Raw genomic sequence first — 20,006 nt, forward strand, 5'->3', positions numbered from 1 at the left:
CGCCCTCAGTTGGCCAGCGCCGCGCGCGCGCCGAGCCGGCGCTGCGCCACGCCCAGGGCGATGGCGTAGCTGTCGGCGAGCCCACCGTTGGCGATCACCGTCAGCAACGGCATGTGCCGCGGATGCAGCAGCGGTTCCAGCGCCTGCGCGCTGGCATCGTGCACCTCGATGTACGGATGGCCCAGCGCGTCCAGCGCCGCGCACAGCTGCGCGCCGTGGTCGGCCAGCTCCGACGCCGGCAACTCGCCGGAATCCAGCAGCACCAGCTCGGTGTCGTCGCACGCGCCTTGCCGCAGCCGCGCCACGATCTGCGCGGCATCGGCACAGGCCACCGGCACCACCTGCGCGGCATGGGAAGCGGCCAGACACTGCGCCGCGGCGATGGCCGACGCATCGCGATGCGGGCCCTGGATCAGCAGAATCGACATGGAACACATCCAACGGAAAGGACGTGGCGCAGTCTGCGCGCGCGCCGCGTAAGCGTTCCATGCCGATGGAGGGCGTGGGGCGTAAAGTCTTTGTAAGGCCGGGACCCGGGACCCGGGACCCGGGACCGGGGACCCGGGAGAACGGAAGTCGGAAAGCCTTGGATCGCAGCAGAGCGCTTTTCGGGTCCCGGGACCCGGGTCCCGAGTCCCGGCTTTATGCGATCATCCCCCGCTTCCCGCCGCCGCCGGACCCGCCATGACCCAAACCGCCCTGCGCCGCGATGTCGGCCCGTTCGCCCTGATGCTGACCGGCCTCGGTTCGATCATCGGTTCCGGTTGGCTGTTCGGCGCCTGGCGCGCCGCCGGGCTGGCCGGCCCCGGTGCGATCTGGGCCTGGGTGCTGGGCGCGGCGATCGTCACCACCATCGCACTGGCCTATGCCGAACTGGGCGCGATGTTCCCCGAGTCCGGCGGCATGGTCCGCTACAGCCACTATTCGCACGGTTCGCTGGTCGGCTTCATCGCCGGCTGGGCCAACTGGATCGCGATCGTGTCGGTGATCCCGGTCGAGGCCGAGGCCTCGGTGCAGTACATGGCGTCCTGGCCGTGGCAGTGGGCGCAGGATCTGTACGTGCAGCAGCCCGGCGGCGCCGGTGAGCTGTCGGTGCCCGGCCTGTGCATCGCCGCGGTGCTGGTGCTGGTGTACTTCCTGCTGAACTTCTGGAGCGTGAAGCTGTTCGCGCGCTCCAACAGCCTGATCACCGTGTTCAAGCTGGTGGTGCCGGCGCTGACCGGCGTGGCGTTGATCGCCAGCGGCTTCCACAGCGAGAACTTCAGCGTCGGCCTGCACGGCGGCAGCCACACCATCGACTTCGCCGCGGTGCTCACCGCGGTGGCCACCGCCGGCATCGTGTTCAGCTTCAACGGCTTCCAGAGTCCGGTGAATCTGGCCGGCGAGGCGCGCAATCCCGGGCGCAGCATCCCGTTCGCGGTGCTGGGCTCGATCGCGCTGGCCACGGTGGTCTACGTGCTGCTGCAGGTCGCCTACCTGGGCGCGGTGCCGCCGGACCTGCTGGCCAAGGCCGGCTGGCACGGCATCGACTTCCGCTCGCCGTTCGCGCAGCTGGCGATCATCGTCAACCTGCACTGGCTGGCGATGCTGCTGTACGTGGACGCCTTCGTCAGCCCCAGCGGCACCGGCATCACCTACACCGCCACCACCGCGCGGATGATCTACGGCATGGAGCGCAACGGCACCATGCCCAAGGTGCTGGGCCGGATCCATCCGACCTGGGGCGTGCCGCGCCCGGCGATGTTCTTCAACCTGCTGGTGTCCTACCTGTTCCTGTTCTTCTTCCGCGGCTGGGGCACGCTGGCGGCGGTGATCTCGGTGGCGACGATCATTTCCTACCTCACCGGCCCGATCAGCGCCATGGCGCTGCGCAAGCATGCGCCGGAGATGCACCGCCCGCTGCGCATCGCCGGCCTGCCGGTGCTGGCCGCCGCCGCCTTCGTGCTGGCCACCGAACTGCTGTACTGGGCGCGCTGGCCGCTGACCGGCGAGATCATCCTGCTGATGCTGGTCGCCCTGCCGGTGTACGCCTACTACCAGCAGCGCGACGGCTGGAAGGATTTCCGCCGGCACCTGCGCGGCGCCAGCTGGCTGATCGCCTATCTGCCGACCATCGCCCTGCTGTCGTGGGCCGGCAGCACCACCTTCGGCGGCCACGGTTACCTGTCCTACGGGCCGGACCTGGTGGTGGTCGGCGTGGTCGCGCTGGGCTTCTACTTCTGGGGCGTGCGCGCCGGCTGGCGCACGCCGTCGCTGCAGCAAGCCAGCGGCGGCTGAGCCGCGGCGGCGCTCAGCCGCCGCGCAAGGCCTGAAATGCGCGCGACAGCAGCGCGGCGCCGACGAAACCAGCCAGGGCGCACAGGCCGACGGCAATGACGCCCTGGTGGAACGGGGCGTAACGTCTGTCGAACACGGCCAGTACCGCGGCGATGCAAAGGGCCGAGCTGCCGGCCCCGATCAGGCCGATGCGCAGATGCGCGCGCCAGCCGCGCAGGCGTGACCAGGCACGCGCAGCGAACAGACCGGTCAGCAGCGCCGGCAAGGCACCGAAGACATAGGAAAACAGCGCCATCAGCAGGAGCAGCTGCAGCGCAGTGGCGAAGCTACCGTCCTCCCCCCAGATCATCGCAACGACCACCGGCAGCCCGACCACCAGGGTGCCCAGCGGCGGGCCGACGAACAGGAAGGCCAGCACCACTCCAATGCCGATCAGCCAACGCGGCAGCGGGTCGTTGCCCGCGTCCACGTCGACCGGATCGGCGGTTTCAGCGCGCACGCCCGCCGGCGGATCCGCAGCCGCCTGCGGCGCAGGCGGCACTGGGGCGTGGCTCACTTGGCGGGCGCGGCCTGGCGCTGCGCGGCGCTGGCGTCGCGGGTGGCGCGGAACTCGGAGTCGCGGCTCCAGTTCGGCCACTGCGTCGAATTGGCCAGTTCCTCGCCCAGCGTGTACAGCACCTGCATGTCGCGCGCGGCGCCAGCGAAGGTCCAGTTCGGCTGCCACTCGTCGCCGGGCTGGTGGTAGCGCTTGGCGGTGTAGTCGTCCGAAGCGGCCTTGCCGGCCGCCACGCCGCCGTCCACCCAGTCCTGGCCGGCGGCGAAGGACAGCGCCGGCACGCCGCGCTTGGCGAAGGAGAAGTGATCCGAGCGGAAGAAGTAGCCGGCTTCCGGCTTCGGATCGGGCGTGTAGCGCAGGTCCCAGCCCTTGGCCACGCGCTTGAGGTCGTCGAGCAGTTCCAGCTTGGCGGTGCCGTAGATGCCGAAATCGCGCGAGGGCCCGAACGGGCTCATGCCGTCCATGTTGATCACCGCCACCGTGCGCGCCAGCGGGTACAGCGGCTTGGAGGCGTAGTACTCCGAACCGAGCAGGCCCTTCTCCTCGGCGGTGACCGCCATGAACACCACCGAGCGCTGCGGCGCCGGGCCCTTGGCGAAGGCGCGGGCCAGTTCCAGCAGCGCGGCGACGCCGCTGGCATTGTCCAGCGCGCCGTTGAAGATGCGGTCGCCCTTGGCGTCGGGTGCGCCCACGCCCAGGTGATCCCAGTGCGCGGTGTAGATGAGGGTGTCGTCCGGCTGGGTCTTGCCGGGCAGCCGCGCGACCACGTTGCGCGAGGTGATCACCTCCGACTTCACCGCGTAGTCGGCGTACAGGCGCTCGCCCTTCAGCTCCACCGGCTTGAAGTCGCGCGATTGCGCCTGCTTCTTCAGCGCATCGAAATTCAGCCCGGCGCGCTTGAACAGGTCCACCGCCAGATCGCGCTGGATCCAGCCCTCCAGCTCCGGATGCACCGTCTTGGGATCGTCGCGGACCACGTCGAACATGCTGTTGGTGTTGGAGTTGGCCACGGTGGCCCAGCCGTAGGAGGCCGGTGCGGTCTCGTGCACGATCAGCACGCCGGCCGCGCCCTGCCGCGCGCCTTCCTCGAACTTGTAGGTCCAGCGGCCGTAGTAGGTCATGCCCTTGCCGTCGAACGCGCCCTTGCCGGTCTCGAAGTCGGGGTCGTTGATCAGCACCACCGCGATCTTGCCCTTCAGGTCCACGCCCTTGAAGTCGTCCCAGCCGCGCTCGGGCGCCTTGACGCCGTAGCCGACGAACACCAGCGGCGCGCCGTCCAGGGTCACCTGGCTGCTGCCGTCGAGCGCGGCGCGCACGGCGATCTGCTGACCCTGGGTCAGGGCCTGGCGCTGGTCGCCGCTGGCGATGGCCAGTTGCGGGGTACCGACGATGTCGGCGCGGCGCAGCGGCACCGCCTGGGTCCACAGGCGCTTGCCGTCGCGCAGGTCGCCGCCCGGCTGCAGGCCGGCCGCCTGGAACTGCGCGCTCAGATAGGCCACGGTCTTCTCCTCGCCCGCCGAGCCCGGGGCGCGGCCCTCGTAGGCGTCGGAGGCCAGCGTCTTGACGTCGGCGGACAAGCGCTTGGTGTCGAAGGTCGGTGCGGGCGGCGGTGCCGCCAGGCTGGCGCCGGACAGCGCAAGAGCCAGCAGGCTCACGATCGGTCGTTTCACGGAGTTCCCTCGGCAGACACAAAGAACCCCGAGTGTAGCGGCGCGGCCAGGCGATCGGCAGGGTCCGGGGCCCCTCGGGCGCGCGCGGTCCTTCGAGCGCTGATGTCCTGGGGCGCGCCATCATCTCCGCGCATGCCGCGTGCCGCTGCGCGTGGGCGTGGCAGGGACGCGCGAGGAAATGGACGCTCGCCCGGGACTTCCGTGGCTGGAGCCCGCGGGCCGGCTGGCGCCCCCATCGCTGCCCCAGGCCAGCACCGGCCGGACCGCGACAGCGCTCAGCGTCCGCGCAGCCGGTCCAGCGCCAGCGAGAGCAGCAGGGCGCCGACGCCCCCGGCAAGCACGCAAGATCCCAGCCAGCTGCCGGGCTCGCGGAACGCGTCGCGATGGCTGTTGATCCAGGCGATGAGCGCACCGACGCAGACGGCCGACATGCCGGCACCGATCACCCCCACCAGCAGATGCGCGCGCCAGCCACGCAGGCGGGGCCAGGCATAGGCGGCGAACAGGCCGGTCAACAGCCCCGGCAACGCGCCGAAGATGCAGGACATCAGCGCCATGAGCAGGAGAAGCGGCAGCGCATCGCCGAAGCCGCCGGGCTGCCCCCACGTCCAGGAAAACGCCAACGGCAGACCGACGACCAGCGTGCCCAGGGGCGGCCCGACGATCGCGAACGCCAGCGCCACGCCGCTGCGGACCAGCCAGCCTGGCGCCGCCGCGGTGTCCGCCGGGGCGACAGCCGTAGCGTCGCCCCTCCGTGCCGCCGCGGCCCCGGGCGCAACTGCCGGGGCAGGCGCCGGCGCTGCGGACGGCGGCAGCGGATCGCGACTCACGCGCGCCGCCCTGCGCCCACGCCGCGGCGCGCACGGAAGGCGGAATCGGGGCGCCAATGCGGCCACTGCACCGCGAAGGACAGGTCTGGGCGTTGCACGAAGATCCCCTCGGCAGGCATGAGCGGCCGAGTGTAGCGAGGCGGCCGCGGGACCGGCACGGGCCGGGCACCCGCCAGACGTGCGCTGTCGCAAAAATTTATTGTGATAAACCGCTCAAATACGAACCTGAACATGCTCTAATGCCGCGCTCGCGCATCACGGGGCCGCGCCGATCGGTGGCCCACGCCGATCCGCGTGCCCCTCCCGGCTTCCACCCGAGCCGGGCGCGGCGTCCGTTGCCCCCACCCTCATCTGGGCCGCTCCGACTGCGGGGCCGGCCCGCTTCCGGAGACCTGCAGAGATGTCGATGTCCCCTCTCACCCGCATCACCCGTTGCGTGCTGGCCGCCGCGCTGCTGGCCGCCAGCGGTTCGGCCTGGAGTTACGCCGTCAGCAAAGGCACGGTGGTGGACGACCGCGGCAACGCAGTGCAACTGCGCGGCGTCAACTGGTTCGGTTTCGAAGGCAGCGCGCACACCGTGCATGGCCTGTGGGCGCGCAACTGGAAGGACATGATCACGCAGATGCAGGGCCTGGGCTTCAACGCCGTTCGCCTGCCGTTCTGCCCGCAGACCCTGCGCGGCGTCGCGCCGACCAGCATCGACTACGGCCGCAACCCGGACCTGCAGGGCTTGAATTCGCTGCAGGTGCTGGACAAGGTGATCAACGAGTTCAGCAGCCGCGGCATGTACGTGCTGCTGGACCACCACTCGCCCGATTGCCAGGGCATCTCCGAGCTCTGGTACACCGACTCCTACAGCGAGCAGCAGTGGCTCAGCGACCTGACGTTCGTGGCCAAGCGCTACGCGTCGGTGCCGGGCGTGATCGGCATCGACCTGAAGAACGAGCCGAACGGCCGCAACACCTGGGGCACCGGCAACCTCAAGACCGACTGGAACAAGGCGGTCGAGCGCGCCTCGGCGGCGGTGCTGAAGGTGGCGCCGAAGTGGCTGATCGTGGTCGAGGGCATCACCGACAACCCCACCTGCTCCAGCAGCTATGGCTACTGGTGGGGCGGCAACCTGGAACCGCTGACCTGCACCAAGCTCAACGTGCCGGCCAATCGCCTGCTGCTGTCCCCGCACGTGTACGGCCCCGACGTGAACTGGCAGCCCTACTTCGGCGACAGCAGCTTCCCGGCCAACATGCCGGCGATCTGGGAGCGCCAGTTCGGCCAGCTGACCCAGCGCGGCTACGCCATGATGATCGGCGAGTTCGGCGGCAACGAAGGCCGCAACCAGGCGCAGGACCCGATCCTGCAGAAGGCGCTGATCGACTACCTGATCAAGAAGAACATCCGCAGCGGTTTCTACTGGGCCTGGAACCCGAACAGCCGCGACACCGGCGGCGTGCTCGACGACGACTGGACCACCGTGCGCAGCGAGAAGATGGTCGGGCTGAAGCGGCTGTGGGGCGACACCAGCGGCACCACGCCGACACCCACTCCGACGCCCACGCCCACCCCGGAGCCGACCCCGACGCCGACCCCCACGCCGACCCCGGCCCCGGGCAGCGCCAGCTTCAGCACCAAGGTCATCGTCGACAGCGACTGGAACGCCGGCTACTGCGAACGCGTGCAGGTGACCAACAGCGGCAGCGCCACCGGCAACTGGGCGGTCACCCTGTCCATCAGCGGCACCGTCAACAACCTGTGGAACGCCACCTGGACGCAGTCGGGCACCACGCTCAGCGCCAGCGGCGTGGACTGGAACAAGACCCTGGCCCCCGGCGCCACCGCCGAGTTCGGGTTCTGCGCCGCCCGCTGAAGACGGCGCCATCGCCCCGCGCAGCGCGCGGGGCCCAACCTCAACGGCAGCGTCCCACGACGCTGCCGTTGGCGTTTTCGCCAGGCGATGGCGCGCCCGTGGACATCACCACAGCACCTGCGCGCAATCCGTGGACAAGCCCGTCTTCTGCAACGGCAGTCACGGCCGCCACGGCGGACACTGCCGATCATCGCCGCCAGGTATCCGTCCCCCTTTGGCCGACGCACTCCGCACCGGCCACCCTCGGAGCATCGCGATGAACCGGTCCCTGCATTCCCGCATTACCCGCTGCCTGCTGGCCGCGGCGCTCGTGGTCGCCAGCGGCTCGGCCTGGAGCTATGCCATCCAGCAGGGCAAGGTGGTGGACGACGCCGGCAATGCCGTGCAATTGCGCGGCGTCAACTGGTTCGGTTTCGAGACCTCGCAGCACACCGTGCACGGCCTGTGGGCGCGCAACTGGAAGGACATGATCACGCAGATGCAGGGCCTGGGCTTCAACGCCGTGCGCCTGCCGTTCTGCCCGCAGACGCTGCAGGCGGTATCGCCCGGCAGCATCGACTACAGCCGCAATCCGGACCTGCAGGGCCTGAACTCGCTGCAGCTGCTCGACAAGGTGATCAACGAACTCAGCAGCCGCGGCATGTACGTGCTGCTCGACCACCACACCCCGGACTGCAACGCGATCTCCGAACTCTGGTACACCGGCAGCTACAGCGAGCAGCAATGGCTGAATGATCTGAGCTTCGTCGCCAAGCGCTACGCGTCGGTGCCGGGGGTGATCGGCCTGGACCTGAAGAACGAGCCGCACGGCGCCGCCACCTGGGGCAGCGGCAATGCCGCCACCGACTGGAACAAGGCCGCCGAACGCGCGTCGGCGGTGGTGCTGAACGCGGCGCCGAACTGGCTGATCGTGGTCGAGGGCATTTCCAACACGTCCACCTGCTCCAGCGACACCGCCCACTTCTGGGGCGAGAACCTGGAACCGCTGGCCTGCACCCCGCTGGCCATCCCGGCCAACCGCCTGCTGCTCGCCCCGCACGTGTACGGACCGGACGTCTACATGCAGCCGTACTTCAGCGCGTCCAACTTCCCGGCCAACATGCCGGCGATCTGGGAGCAGCACTTCGGCCAGTTCGCCCAGGCCGGCCACGCGCTGCTGCTGGGCGAGTTCGGCGGCAAGTACGGCCAGGGCAACCCGCTGGACGTGCAGTGGCAGAACGCGCTGGTCGACTACCTGATCGGCAAGGGCATCCACAGCGGCTTCTACTGGTCGTGGAACCCGAACAGCGGCGACACCGGCGGCATCCTCAACGACGACTGGAGCACGGTCCGCAACGACAAGGTGACCCTGCTGAAGAAGCTGTGGGACGGCGCCGGCAGCAGCACTGGCGGTGGCGGCGGCAACGGCGGTGGTAACGGCGGTGGCAATGGTGGAGGCGGTGGTGGTGGCAACGGCGGCGGCACCACGCCCACGCCGCCGCCGTCCGGCAGCAGCTTCAGCACCAAGGTCCTGGTCGACAGCGACTGGAACGCCGGCTACTGCAACCGCGTGCAGGTGACCAACACCGGCGGCAGCAGTGGCGAGTGGACCGCCACGCTGTCGATCAGCGGCACCGTCAACAACTTGTGGAACGCCAGCTGGACGCAATCTGGCACCACGCTCAGCGCCAGCGGCGTGGACTGGAACAAGACCCTGGCCCCCGGCGCCACTGCCGAGTTCGGCTTCTGCGCCGCGCGCTGAGCGCGCCGCCGCGTCCCTGACGCCACCCGCACGGCCCTTCCCCCGGGCGGGCCGTACGCGAGGCCGGCCGCCCACGCCGTGCCGCGCGGTGTGCCATCAGTCACGTTCCCGCGGCCGCCGCCGCCCCTCTATGCTGGCGCACTGTCCACACTCAGGCCCGGCCCATGCTCCGTCCCTTGTCGCTGTTGATCTCCAGCATCCTCACCCTCGGCACCGGCGCCGCCCTGGTCGCCGCGCCGTCGGCCCTGGCCGCCGCCACGCCGGGCCAGGCGACCGCGCCGGAGATCGCCTACACCCGCTTCACCCTGCCCAACGGCCTGACCGTGGTGGTGCACGAGGACCACAAGGCGCCGGTGGTGGCGGTGAGCATCTGGTACCACATCGGCTCGGGCGACGAGCCGGCCGGCAAGACCGGCTTCGCGCACCTGTTCGAGCACCTGATGTTCTCCGGCTCGGAGAACCACAAGGGCACCTACTTCCAGCCGTTCGAGAAGGTCGGCGCCACCGACATGAACGGCACCACCTGGTTCGACCGCACCAACTACTTCGAGACCGTACCGACCACCGCGCTGGACACCGCGCTGTGGATGGAATCGGACCGCATGGGCCACCTGCTCGGCGCGATCGGCCAGAAGGAACTGGACACCCAGCGCGGCGTGGTCCAGAACGAGAAGCGCCAGGGCCAGAACCGCCCCTACGGCCGCGTCGACGAGAACATCCTGGCCAACATCTTCCCGGCCAACCATCCGTACCAGCACGACACCATCGGCTCGATGGCCGACCTCGACGCGGCCTCGCTGGACGACGTCAAGCAGTGGTTCCACGACAACTACGGCGCCGCCAACACCACCTTGGTGCTGGCAGGCGACATCACCGTGGCGCAGGCCAAGGCCAAGGCCGAGCAGTACTTCGGCGACATCCCCGCCGGCCGCCCGGTGCCGCGCCAGCAGCCGTGGATCACCCCGCTGGCCAAGCAGACCCGCGGCGTGCAGCACGACCACGTCGCGCAGCCGCGCATCTACCGCACCTGGGTCGCGCCGCAACTGGGCACCGACGACGCGGTGCTGCTGGACCTGGCCACCACCGTGCTCGGCGGCGGCAAGACCAGCCGCCTGTACCAGCGCCTGGTCTACCGCGACAAGCTGGCCGACGACGTCTCCGCCGGCCTGCAGTCGTTCGCGCTGGCCAGCCAGCTGCAGATCACCGCCGACGTGAAGGAAGGCGTGGACCCGGCCAAGGTCGAGGCCGCCATCGCCGACGAACTGCAGAAGTTTCTGGCCGAAGGCCCCACCGCCGACGAACTGCAGCGTGCGCAGGTCGGCTACCGCGCCGGCTTCGTGCGCGGCCTGGAGAAGGTCGGCGGCTTCGGCGGCAAGGCCACGGTGCTGGCCGAGGGCCAGGTCTACCGCAACGATCCGGGCGCCTACAAGAAGGACCTGCAGCGCGCGCAGGACGCCACCGTCGCCAGCGTGCGCAAGGCCGCCGACACCTGGTTCGGCAAGGGCGACTACCTGCTGACCGTGCTGCCGGCGCCGGAAGGCTTCGATCCGGCGGCCGAGGACAAGGCGGTCAAGCCGCTGCCGGCGGCCCCGGGCAAGCCCGCGCCGAAGGTGCCGGCCAAGGGCAACTACAGCGTCGGCAAGTCGCAGGTGGACCGCGCGGCCGGCGTGCCGGAAACCAGCCAGTTCCCGAGCCTGAGCTTCCCGCAGCTGCAGCGCGGCAAGCTCAAGAACGGCATCGAGGTGGTGCTGGCCGAGCGCCACACCATCCCGGTCACGCAGATCCAGATGCTGTTCGATGCCGGTTACGCGACCGACCGCGGCAGCAAGCTCGGCACCGCCAACTTCACCGCGGCGCTGATGAACGAGAGCACCCGCAACCTGGATTCGGTGGACGTGGCGCAGCGCCGCCAGCGCCTGGGCGCGATGACCAGCGTGTCCTGCGAACTGGACAGCTGCGACGCCTCGCTCAACGCGCTCAACGACCAGCTGGCGCCGTCGCTGGAGCTGTTCGCCGACATCGTGCGCAACCCGGCGTTCAAGGCCGACGACATCGAGCGCATCCGCGGCCAGTGGCTGGCCTCGATCGCGCAGGAGAAGACCCAGCCGCAGGGCCTGGCACTGCGCACCCTGCCGCCGCTGCTGTACGGCCCCAGCCATCCGTACGGCGTGCCGCTCACCGGCACTGGCACCGAGGCGGCGATCAAGAGCCTGACCGCTGGCGATCTGAGCGCGTTCCAGAACAACTGGCTGCGTCCGGACAACGTGCGCATCCTGGTCGCTGGCGACACCACCCTGGCCAAGATCATCCCGCAGCTGGATGCCGCGTTCGGCGACTGGCAGGCCCCGGCCGGCAAGCGCCCGACCAAGACCCTGCCGCAGGTGGCCGCGCAGCCCAAGCCGCGCGTGTTCCTGATCAACCGCGACGACGCCCCGCAGTCGCTGATCCTGGCCGGCCTGCTGGCGCCCTCGACCAAGGCGCCGAACAACCTGGCGATCGGCGTGGCCAACGGCGCCTTCGGCGGCACCTTCACCTCGCGACTGAACATGAACCTGCGCGAGGACAAGCGCTGGGCCTACGGCGCCAACAGCTTCATGATCGACGCGATCGGCCAGCGCCCGTTCCTGTTCTTCGCCCCGGTGCAGACCGACAAGACCGCCGAATCGGCCGCCGAGATCCTCAAGGAAGCCAAGGCCGTGGTCGGCGACAAGCCGCTGACCGCCGCCGAGATCGCCAAGATCAAGGAACAGCGCGTGCGCGCCCTGCCGGGCAGCTTCGAGACCACCGGTGCGGTGCTCGGCGCGATGGAAGGCATCGTCCAGTACGGCCGCCCGGACGACTACGTGCAGACGCTGAAGACGCGCCTGGAAGCGGTCGACCAGCCGGCGGCGGAAGCGGCGATCAAGGAGATCGTGGCGCCGCAGGCGATGACCTGGGTCATCGTCGGCGACCTCAAGCAGATCGAGGCGCCGGTGCGTGCGCTGAAGCTGGGCGAGGTGCAGGTGCTGGACAGCGACGGCCAGCCGGTCAAGGCGAAGGCCGCGGCCAAGCAGTAACGCCGCACACGCATGGCGGATCTGCCCCGCCATGCGCCACGCGCCGGCGCCAGCATGAGGCGTCGGCGCCATCGCAACGCGTCGCCCTCGCAACATGCGACATGCGACATGCGACGACAGTGAACGCGCAGGCTGCGCTCCGGCGCAGCCTGCAGGCGTCCACCTTCCCTGGCATGCGCACGGGTCGCGGATGGATCGCCAAGGCGGCGCGCCGCGCCTGTCCTTCACGGCTCCTGGTCGCAACGCTTGGTATCCGACAGGCCTGTCCTCGCCTGCCACCGCCGATGCCGACCGCTTCTGCCCGCCGCGTCGCCGCTTCCCGCATCCGCGTCGGCTGCGCCGGCTGGTCGATCGCCAGCACGCAGCGCGGCCTGGTCGGCGATGGCGCCAGCCAGTTGGCGCGCTATGCCACCCGCTTCGACGCGGTTGAGATCAATTCCACGTTCTACCGCACCCACCGCGCCAGCACCTACCAGCGCTGGGCCGACAGCGTGCCGACGCATTTCCGCTTCTCGGCCAAACTGCCACGCACCATCACCCACGACGCGCGCCTGTCCCGCGTCACGCCGCTGCTGCAGACCTTCCTCGACGAGGTCGGCCATCTCGGCGACAGGCTCGGCTGCCTGCTGGTGCAACTGCCGCCGAGCCTGGCCTTCGATGCGCGCACCGCCGCCACCTTCTTCGCGATGCTGCGGCGCCGCTGGCACGGCGGCATCGCCTGCGAACCGCGCCACGCCAGCTGGTTCGACGCACGCGCCGAGGCGCTGTGGCAGCGCCACCACATCGCGCGCGTGGCCGCCGACCCGGCCCTGACTGCCACCGCCGCGCAGCCGGCAGGCGCGGCGGCGCCGGCCTACTGGCGCTGGCACGGCGCACCACGCCGCTACTACAGCGACTACGCCGACGACACGCTGCGCGGCCTGGCCGAGCGCGTCGTCGCCGCCACGCCACGCACGGGCGAAGCCTGGGTGATCTTCGACAACACCGCGCTCGGCCACGCCCTCGACAACGCCGCCACGCTGCAGACGCAGCTGCGCGCGCTCGGCGCCGGTGCCGCCGGCTGATCGCCGACGTGTCGTAATCCGGCACTTGGCGTGCACCGCGTCACGCTTGCGCGCTTGTCCACGCGACGTCGCCGCGCCCTGCGGTATGGTGCTGCGCCTCGCGATTCGCGCCAGACCCGACGCCGCCCATGACCGATGAAGCCCAGCGCCAGCGTGTCCTCGACAGCTACCGCATCGTCGACAGCCTGCCCGAGGCCGCCTACCAGGACATCGTGCAGATCGCCGCCACGCTGTGCGACACGCCGATCGCGCTGCTGTCGCTGCTGGACCGCGACCGGCAGTGGTTCAAGGCCCGGCTCGGCCTGGAGCTGCCGCAGACCGAGCGCAGCCAGGCGGTGTGCGATCACGCGATCCGTGAACCCGAGCAGCTGCTGGAAGTGCCCGACCTCGCCGACGACCCGCGTTTCGCCAATATCTCGGTGGTCCGCGGCGACACCGGCGCGCGTTTCTATGCCGGCATGCCGCTGGTGACCGACGACGGCGTCGCACTGGGCACGGTCTGCGTGCTGGACACCGCACCGCGCCAACTCAGCGATGCGCAGCGCGACGGCCTGCGCGCCCTCGCGCGCACCACCATGCGCCTGCTCGACGAACGCCGCAACGCCCTGCAGCGCGAACGCGAGGCGATCCTGCAGGCGCATCCCGCCGCCAGCGTGGACGCCGCCACCGATGGCCGCTACCGGGTAGTGATCCTGGAAGTGCAGGAACTGGCCGCACTGGCCGAGCGGCAGAGCGAACGCCTGCTGGGCAGCAGCCTGCAGCAACTGGATCGCACCCTGGCCAGCTACGTGCACGACGGCGGCGCCGATACCGTGGACCGCGCCACCGAGCACGCCGAGTTCATCGTCATGCTGCACGGCGCCGATGCCGAACAGAAGCTGCGCGGCCTGCGCGAGATCGCCGCGCGGCAGCAGGCGCTCGGGCTGACTGTGCTGGTCGGCGACGCCCAGGCCGCACGGGCGGACGAGCCGATCGGACAGGTGTTCCTGCGCGCCGAAGCCGCGCTCAGCGCGGAGAAGGACCGCCAGCGGCCGCAGGCGCCCTGACCTGCGCGGCGCGCGCCGCCGCGCGCTGGACGGCAGCTCCCCCGCTCTGACGCGGGCGGGGCCGAGTCGTCCCCCCACCCAGGCGGGCAGTCCCCAAGCTGCCCCGCCGACCGAGAGCCAAGCCCAACCAGCGGCCCCGTTCTTGCATGCCCCCAGGCGTTGCGGTCCCTCACCGGTGCGAGCCGGGCGGCGCGCGGCCGCCAGGGCAGGATCGGGCGGGCCACGTACCGGATCCGGCCGCGCCCCCGTCTCCGCTTCGGTCGTTTACCATGCCGCACGCATCCTGCTCTGGACCCGACATGAGCCATGCCGCTCCTCCCTGTTGCACCCCGCTGCTGAGCCTGTCGCTCGGCCTGTTGCTCGGCACCGCCGATACCGCCATGGCGGAGGCCGCGCCGGCGACCACGCTGACCGCCCCGGCACCGCCGCCGCAGACGCCCGACCTGGCCTACCCGGAACTGTTCCAGGCGGTGCAGCAGCAGGAACTGTTCGACGACCAGAAGCACTTCGTCGATGCGTTGCCGCTGCGCGACCCGGCGCTGATCAACGCCGACTATCTGGCGCAGCGCCAGCAGCCGGGTTTCGACCTGCGCCGTTTCGTCGCCGCCAACTTCGAGGAATCCGGCCCGGTGCAGACCGAGGCGATCCGCCAGGACACCGGCCTGCGCGAGCACATCGACGCGCTGTGGCCGCTGCTGGTGCGCCGCCAGGTCGACGTGCCGGCCTACAGCAGCCTGCTGTCGCTGCCGCACCCGTACGTGGTGCCGGGCGGGCGCTTCCGCGAGGTCTACTACTGGGATTCCTACTTCACCATGCTCGGCCTGGGGGAGAGCGGCGAACACGAACGCAGCCGGCAGATGCTGGACAACTTCGCCTACCTGATCGACACCTACGGGCACATCCCCAACGGCAACCGCACCTACTACCTGAGCCGCTCGCAGCCGCCGTTCTTCTCGCACATGGTGCAGTTGCAGGCCAAGGTGGAGGGCGATGCCGCCTACGCGCGCTACCTGCCGCAGTTGCAGAAGGAATACGCGTACTGGATGGAAGGCGCGCAGACCCTGGCCCCGGGCAGCGCGCATGCGCACGTGGTGCGGCTGGCCGACGGCAGCCTGCTCAACCGCTATTGGGACGCCCGCGACACGCCGCGCCCGGAAGCCTGGCTGCACGACGTGCGTACCGCCGCCGAGGCCAAGGACCGCCCCGCCGCCGAGGTCTACCGCGACCTGCGCGCCGGCGCCGAGAGCGGCTGGGACTATTCCAGCCGCTGGCTCGGCGACCGCAAGACCCTGGCCAGCATCCGCACCACCGCCATCGTCCCGGTCGACCTGAACAGCCTGCTCTACCACCTGGAGAGCACCCTGGCCCTGGCCTGCGCCAAGACCCCCGGCGCGGCCGGCTGCGATACCGACTATGCGGCCCTGGCCAGCGCGCGCAAGACCGCGATCGACAAGCACCTGTGGAGCGACGCCGGCTACTACGCCGACTACGACTGGCAGCAGCGCCGGCTGCGCGACCAGGTCACCGCGGCGGCGCTGTACCCGCTGTTCGTCGGGGTCGCCTCGCCGGCACGGGCCAAGCGCAGCGCCGACACCGTGCAGGCGCAGTTGCTGCGCCCCGGTGGCGTGGCGACCACGCGCCTGCACACCGGCCAGCAGTGGGACGAGCCCAACGGCTGGGCGCCGCTGCAGTGGATCGCCGTGGACGGCCTGCGCCGCTACGGCCAGGACGCGCTGGCGCAGCGCATCGGCAGCCGCTTCCTGGCGCGGGTGCAGGCGCTGTTCGCGCAGCAGCACAAGCTGGTGGAGAAGTACGGCGTGGACGCGCAGGCCAAGGGCGGCGGCGGCGGCGAGTACGCGCTGCAGGACGGCTTCGGCTGGACCAACGGCGTGACCCTGTTGCTGCTGGATCTGTACGCGGCACCGGCCGCGGCGCCGACAGCCCCGCACGCGCAAGCGACGGCCGAAGCCGAGGCGGAGGCCGTCGCGCTCTGAGCCGCCGCGGGCGGCACCGCGGCCACGCCGCGTCCGCCTGCGCCCCCGGCGACGCCGACGGTGGGCGTAGCCGCTATTGTGCCGGCGTCTCCACGGCCATCCCCATCGCAATGCGGTAGCGCTGGTACAGCGCCATCACCTTGTCGATGTACTCGCGGGTTTCCGCGTACGGCGGCACGCCGCCGTAACGCGCCACCGTGCCGATGCCGGCGTTGTAGGCCGCCGCGGCCAGCACCCGATCGCCGGCGTAGCGGCGCAGCAACGCACGCATGTAGCGGGCGCCGCCATCGATGGACTGGTCGGCCGCGAACGGATCGCGCACGCCGTACTCCCTGGCGACCTCGGGCAACAGTTGCATCACCCCCTGCGCGCCCTTGGGCGAGACCGCGGCGGCATCGAAGCCGCTCTCGGCATGCGCGATCGCGCGCAGCCACGGCTCGTCGACCCCGGTGGCGCGCGCCGCGGCGCGGAACTGCTTGGCATGCGCGTGCAGTTGCGGCGCCCCGAGCTTGCCCAGTCCGGGATGCGCCACCTCTCCCGGCGGCGTGACCGCGGTAAAGCGCAGGTACGGGCGCGAGCCGGGCAGGTTGCGCGTGGAGTAGACCAATTGCCCGTCCTGCTCGCGCTCGTACAGGGTGCCGCTGAACACGCCGAGGTTGCCCCACAGGTTGGGCGTGGCGATCGCCGCATCGTCCAGTTCCTTGGGGGTGCAGCGCGAACCCGGTTCCGGCGCCGTGGCCAGGCTGACCGTGCCGTCGCGCACGCAGCGGTACACCGTGCGCGCAGACGCGCTGGCGGCGACGCCACAGCACAGCAGCAGGCACAGCGCGGCACGGGCAAACCGCATCGGCGACACGCTCGGACAGGATGGGCGCGCATCATCGCCCAGCGCGCGTCGAGGCGAGTGATGGCGGGTTCGGCACGCTGCCCGACAGCTCCCTTCCTCGTAGGAGCGGCTTCAGCCGCGACCACGGCTTCCCTGCGACGCCATCGCGGCTGAAGCCGCTCCAACGGCAGTCCGCAACACGCTGGCTGGGTGCACTGTGGGAGGGACTTCAGTCCCGACGGCTGCCAAGGTCGAATTACCCAGCTACGGCGCGCACGCCGCCAGCTTCTGATCGGCGTACCACAGCGCGCGCCGTGCCAGGTCGTAGGCGCTGTCGGCCTCGCGCGGCAGCAGTTGCTGCGCGCGGATCGGGTCGGCGCCCCTGGCCATGGCGGTTTCCACCTGCAGCAACGCATCCAGATGTTGCTGCACCGGCGCCAGCAGGCGCGCGCGCTGCGCCGCCGGGCAGGCGCCGCGGCGTTGCTGCAGGTCGGCCAGGGCCTGGCGAATCCGCCGGCTGGCTTCGCCATCCAACCCGGGCGCCTTTTCGAAGGCGATCGGCGCGGCCTTGTAGGCATCGCCGGTGGCCTCGCTGCCGAGGTCGCTGGCGCGCTCGTGCAGCGCCGGGTTGAAACGCACGTCCGGCGGCGGCCGCGCCACCGCCGACTGATGGGTGTTCTTCGGCAACAGCTGCTTGATCGCCCGGTCGATGCCCTGCACGGCGACGTCGCCGAGGGTGCCGTCGCTGGCCCAGTCCTTGTCGAAACGGGTCGACCGGTAGTCGATCGGGTTGGGTCGTTCGAGCAGGCGCTTGGACTTGGCCACGTCGCGCGGATTGAGCGTGCCCGGCGGCGTGCCCTGCGCCTGCGCGAACGGATCCACCGCCACCCCATCCGGCAGACGCGGATGGCCATCGCCGGTGTACAGCGTCGCCGCCATGCCGGTCGCGGCCGCGGCGGGCGCGGTCGGCGGCTGCGAGGACGAAGCCGGCGGCGCGGCCGCACCGCGCGGCGGCCGTGTCCCGGCCGGCATGCGCGTAGCCACGGCCGGCGCTCGCGCGGACGCCGTCGGCGGGTCCGGAACGCGCTGCGCGGTCTGCCGCGGCAGGAACACCAGGCGCAGCGCGTCCTCCGCCACGGCACGCGGCGGGGCCGACGGCGTGCCCCACAGCAGGCGTCCCAGCAAGGCCAGGATCATCGCCGTCGCCAGTGCCGCCCACAGATGCAGCCATCGGTCTTGCGCAGGGAGGGGGGTCACGACGGTAGAGGATCCATGGGCAGGCGAAGGCGAATGTGGGGGACGGACCAGTACAGCGTGCCGCGAGTTCCGTTGCCGCCGCGTGCCGCCACGCGCGGCGAGCGGCAACATCGCGTCACCGGCGCCCGCCCGGTGCACGCAAGGCCTTGTCGCGCCAGGGATTGCGTCGGCGCATGCGCAAAACGGCTAAGGTGACGCGCACCGTCGGCGCGACAGCCGGCGTACAGCCAACGGGCACCGCCGCCCACCCTGCCGCAGGAGAACCGCATGATCCGACGCCTGGCCGCCGGCCTGCTCGGCGCCGTACTGGCGCTGCCCGCGCACGCCGCCCCCTCGCACCTGGACAGCGTCCTGCAACGCGGCCTGCTGCGCGTGTGCACCACCGGCGACTACGCGCCCTACAGCCGCCTGCGCAGCGACGGCACCTACGAAGGCATCGACATCGCCCTGGCGCAATCGCTGGCCGACAGCCTGGAGGTCAAGCTGCAGTGGGTGCCCACGCGCTGGCCGACCCTGCTGCCGGACCTGCTGGCCGACCGCTGCGATATCGCCGTCGGCGGCATCTCGGTGTCGCTGCCGCGGCAGCGCCAGGCCTGGTTCAGTGCGGTGCTGGAGGTCGACGGCAAGATCCCGCTGGTGCGCTGCGCCGACCGCACGCGCTACCGCACCATCGCCCAGATCGATCGTCCCGAGGTGCGGGTGATCGAACCGCGCGGCGGCACCAACGAGGCGTTCGCCCGCCGCGAACTGCCGCATGCGCAACTACTCCTGTCCGACGACAACCCCGCCATCTTCCGCGACCTGCGCGAGGGTCGTGCCGACGTCATGATCACCGACGCCTCCGAAGCGCGCTTTCAGCAGCGCCAGGTGCCCGGCCTGTGCGCAGTGGCGCCGGAGCAGCCGCTGCAGTACAGCGAGAAAGCGTTCCTGCTGCCGCGCGACGACATGGCCTGGAAGGCCTACGTCGACCAATGGTTGCATTTGAGCAAGGCCAGCGGCGCCTATGCGCGGATCGTGGCCGCGTGGCTGGGCGATCCGGAGACGACGCGCTAGGCCTCCCGCTTGCCCGCGCGCAGCCGCTATGCTGCCGCGGCCGGCGGCGTTCGCCGCGGCATGGGGATTCAACAAGGAGAGAGCATGAAACCGCAATGGAAAACGCTCGCGCTGGTGAGCGTGATGTTGCTGGCCGCCGGATGCGCGACCAACAGCGTGGTGCACCAGAGCTACAAGGCGACCACCGCCGAAACCTACTGGTACCAACTCACCGGCAACGACGACACCGACGCCGAGAGCCTGGCCATGTTCCGCCGCCAGCTCGACACGCAACTGGACGCGGCGCACCTGCACGGCGCGCAGGGCCAGGCCAATGCGCGCAAGATGACCATCGTCATCGATCATTACTACATGCGCAGCAACGGCGCGCGCTTCTGGGCCGGCATCATGGCTGGGCGCGACAAGATCAAGAGCCGCGTCACCGTCGCCGATGCCAACGGCAAGACCGCCGCGCAGTTCGACGTGGAATCGACCAACAGCACCGCCTGGGGCACCTCCGAAGGCCTGATCGAGCGCCACGCGCAGGAGATCGTCGCGCGGCTCAAGCAACTGCAGTAGTGCGTGCCGCCCGTGCAGGACCGCAGCGGTCCCGCAAGGGCGCCGTCGCAAGAGGCCGCGCTGTCTGCAGCGCCCCTCGCATCATCTGATCCCACGACACGCACGCCGGATGCAGCTTTCTCCGTAGGAGCGGCTTCAGCCGCGACGAAGCGTTCCCGGTAAAGCCCGTCGCGGCTGAAGCCGCTCCTACAGGACACGCTTCGAATTGATGCGA

At 70.8% G+C, this 20,006-nt stretch carries 15 protein-coding genes; 9 read left to right on the plus strand and 6 right to left on the minus strand.

The window, feature by feature from the left end:
* Positions 1-5: 5 nt before the first annotated feature.
* On the minus strand, positions 6-428 hold the full coding sequence (locus tag AC1PMG_RS19190) for a hypothetical protein (protein ID WP_481109898.1): 423 nt from the start codon (positions 426-428) through the stop codon (positions 6-8).
* Between the two features lie 256 nt (positions 429-684).
* Here AC1PMG_RS19190 and AC1PMG_RS19195 point away from each other — a divergent pair, with 256 nt between their 5' ends.
* Positions 685-2,277, plus strand: coding sequence for an APC family permease (locus AC1PMG_RS19195; protein ID WP_017908520.1), 1,593 nt, complete (start codon positions 685-687; stop codon positions 2,275-2,277).
* A gap of 13 nt (positions 2,278-2,290) precedes the next feature.
* On the opposite strand, the gene AC1PMG_RS19200 is transcribed toward AC1PMG_RS19195, so the two are convergent.
* The 3 genes from AC1PMG_RS19200 to AC1PMG_RS19210 form a co-directional block, all read right to left on the minus strand.
* Positions 2,291-2,776, minus strand: a complete 486-nt coding sequence (locus AC1PMG_RS19200; protein WP_481109899.1) for a hypothetical protein — start codon at positions 2,774-2,776, stop codon at positions 2,291-2,293.
* A 53-nt stretch (positions 2,777-2,829) separates the two neighbouring features.
* Positions 2,830-4,503 carry a M28 family metallopeptidase gene (locus AC1PMG_RS19205; protein WP_481109900.1) on the minus strand — a complete coding sequence of 558 codons (1,674 nt, stop codon included), beginning with the start codon at positions 4,501-4,503 and terminating at the stop codon, positions 2,830-2,832.
* 275 nt (positions 4,504-4,778) lie between these two features.
* Positions 4,779-5,186, minus strand: a complete 408-nt coding sequence (locus tag AC1PMG_RS19210) for a hypothetical protein (RefSeq protein ID WP_481109901.1) — start codon at positions 5,184-5,186, stop codon at positions 4,779-4,781.
* A 553-nt stretch (positions 5,187-5,739) separates the two neighbouring features.
* Here AC1PMG_RS19210 and AC1PMG_RS19215 point away from each other — a divergent pair.
* The 6 genes from AC1PMG_RS19215 to treA all read left to right on the plus strand — a co-directional run bounded on the left by AC1PMG_RS19215 (position 5,740) and on the right by treA (position 16,098).
* On the plus strand, positions 5,740-7,197 hold the full coding sequence (locus AC1PMG_RS19215; RefSeq protein ID WP_481111710.1) for a cellulase family glycosylhydrolase: 1,458 nt from the start codon (positions 5,740-5,742) through the stop codon (positions 7,195-7,197).
* 256 nt (positions 7,198-7,453) lie between these two features.
* Positions 7,454-8,938: a cellulase family glycosylhydrolase gene (locus AC1PMG_RS19220; protein ID WP_481109902.1), complete on the plus strand. Its 1,485-nt coding sequence runs from the start codon at positions 7,454-7,456 to the stop codon at positions 8,936-8,938.
* A gap of 164 nt (positions 8,939-9,102) precedes the next feature.
* A complete protein-coding gene (locus AC1PMG_RS19225) occupies positions 9,103-11,994 on the plus strand; it encodes a M16 family metallopeptidase (RefSeq protein WP_481109903.1) in 2,892 nt (963 codons plus the stop codon).
* Positions 11,995-12,278: 284 nt separating this feature from the next.
* On the plus strand, positions 12,279-13,058 hold the full coding sequence (locus tag AC1PMG_RS19230; RefSeq protein WP_481109904.1) for a DUF72 domain-containing protein: 780 nt from the start codon (positions 12,279-12,281) through the stop codon (positions 13,056-13,058).
* A 128-nt stretch (positions 13,059-13,186) separates the two neighbouring features.
* On the plus strand, positions 13,187-14,104 hold the full coding sequence (locus AC1PMG_RS19235; protein ID WP_481109905.1) for a GAF domain-containing protein: 918 nt from the start codon (positions 13,187-13,189) through the stop codon (positions 14,102-14,104).
* Positions 14,105-14,403: 299 nt separating this feature from the next.
* On the plus strand, positions 14,404-16,098 hold the full coding sequence (gene treA, locus AC1PMG_RS19240; protein WP_481109906.1) for an alpha,alpha-trehalase TreA: 1,695 nt from the start codon (positions 14,404-14,406) through the stop codon (positions 16,096-16,098).
* A gap of 73 nt (positions 16,099-16,171) precedes the next feature.
* On the opposite strand, the gene AC1PMG_RS19245 is transcribed toward treA, so the two are convergent.
* Both AC1PMG_RS19245 and AC1PMG_RS19250 read right to left on the minus strand, forming a co-directional pair.
* The gene (locus AC1PMG_RS19245; protein ID WP_481109907.1) at positions 16,172-16,945 is read right to left on the minus strand and encodes a lytic transglycosylase domain-containing protein; all 774 of its coding nucleotides are present in this window, start codon (positions 16,943-16,945) and stop codon (positions 16,172-16,174) included.
* Positions 16,946-17,188: 243 nt separating this feature from the next.
* Complete coding sequence (locus AC1PMG_RS19250) at positions 17,189-18,121, minus strand: hypothetical protein (protein ID WP_481111711.1); 933 nt, start codon at positions 18,119-18,121, stop codon at positions 17,189-17,191.
* A 327-nt stretch (positions 18,122-18,448) separates the two neighbouring features.
* On the opposite strand from AC1PMG_RS19250, the gene AC1PMG_RS19255 reads away from it, so the two are divergent.
* Together AC1PMG_RS19255 and AC1PMG_RS19260 are read left to right on the plus strand one after the other, a co-directional pair.
* Positions 18,449-19,234, plus strand: coding sequence for a transporter substrate-binding domain-containing protein (locus tag AC1PMG_RS19255; protein WP_481109908.1), 786 nt, complete (start codon positions 18,449-18,451; stop codon positions 19,232-19,234).
* Positions 19,235-19,318: 84 nt separating this feature from the next.
* Positions 19,319-19,792: a DUF4410 domain-containing protein gene (locus tag AC1PMG_RS19260; RefSeq protein ID WP_481109909.1), complete on the plus strand. Its 474-nt coding sequence runs from the start codon at positions 19,319-19,321 to the stop codon at positions 19,790-19,792.
* Positions 19,793-20,006 lie beyond the last annotated feature (214 nt).

This window comes from Xanthomonas sp. NCPPB 2250 (genome assembly GCF_056725265.1).

Bases quoted from the DNA above. Each gene is read 5' to 3' on its own strand.
- AC1PMG_RS19225 (WP_481109903.1), top strand. From the start codon at position 9,103: ATGCTCCGTCCCTTGTCGCTGTTGATCTCCAGCATCCTCACCCTCGGC.
- AC1PMG_RS19260 (WP_481109909.1), top strand. From the start codon at position 19,319: ATGAAACCGCAATGGAAAACGCTCGCGCTGGTGAGCGTGATGTTGCTG.
- AC1PMG_RS19220 (WP_481109902.1), top strand. From the start codon at position 7,454: ATGAACCGGTCCCTGCATTCCCGCATTACCCGCTGCCTGCTGGCCGCG.
- AC1PMG_RS19195 (WP_017908520.1), top strand. From the start codon at position 685: ATGACCCAAACCGCCCTGCGCCGCGATGTCGGCCCGTTCGCCCTGATG.
- AC1PMG_RS19215 (WP_481111710.1), top strand. From the start codon at position 5,740: ATGTCCCCTCTCACCCGCATCACCCGTTGCGTGCTGGCCGCCGCGCTG.
- AC1PMG_RS19190 (WP_481109898.1), bottom strand. From the start codon at position 428: ATGTCGATTCTGCTGATCCAGGGCCCGCATCGCGATGCGTCGGCCATC.
- AC1PMG_RS19250 (WP_481111711.1), bottom strand. From the start codon at position 18,121: ATGATCCTGGCCTTGCTGGGACGCCTGCTGTGGGGCACGCCGTCGGCC.
- AC1PMG_RS19235 (WP_481109905.1), top strand. From the start codon at position 13,187: ATGACCGATGAAGCCCAGCGCCAGCGTGTCCTCGACAGCTACCGCATC.
- AC1PMG_RS19230 (WP_481109904.1), top strand. From the start codon at position 12,279: ATGCCGACCGCTTCTGCCCGCCGCGTCGCCGCTTCCCGCATCCGCGTC.
- treA (WP_481109906.1), top strand. From the start codon at position 14,404: ATGAGCCATGCCGCTCCTCCCTGTTGCACCCCGCTGCTGAGCCTGTCG.
- AC1PMG_RS19245 (WP_481109907.1), bottom strand. From the start codon at position 16,945: ATGCGGTTTGCCCGTGCCGCGCTGTGCCTGCTGCTGTGCTGTGGCGTC.
- AC1PMG_RS19255 (WP_481109908.1), top strand. From the start codon at position 18,449: ATGATCCGACGCCTGGCCGCCGGCCTGCTCGGCGCCGTACTGGCGCTG.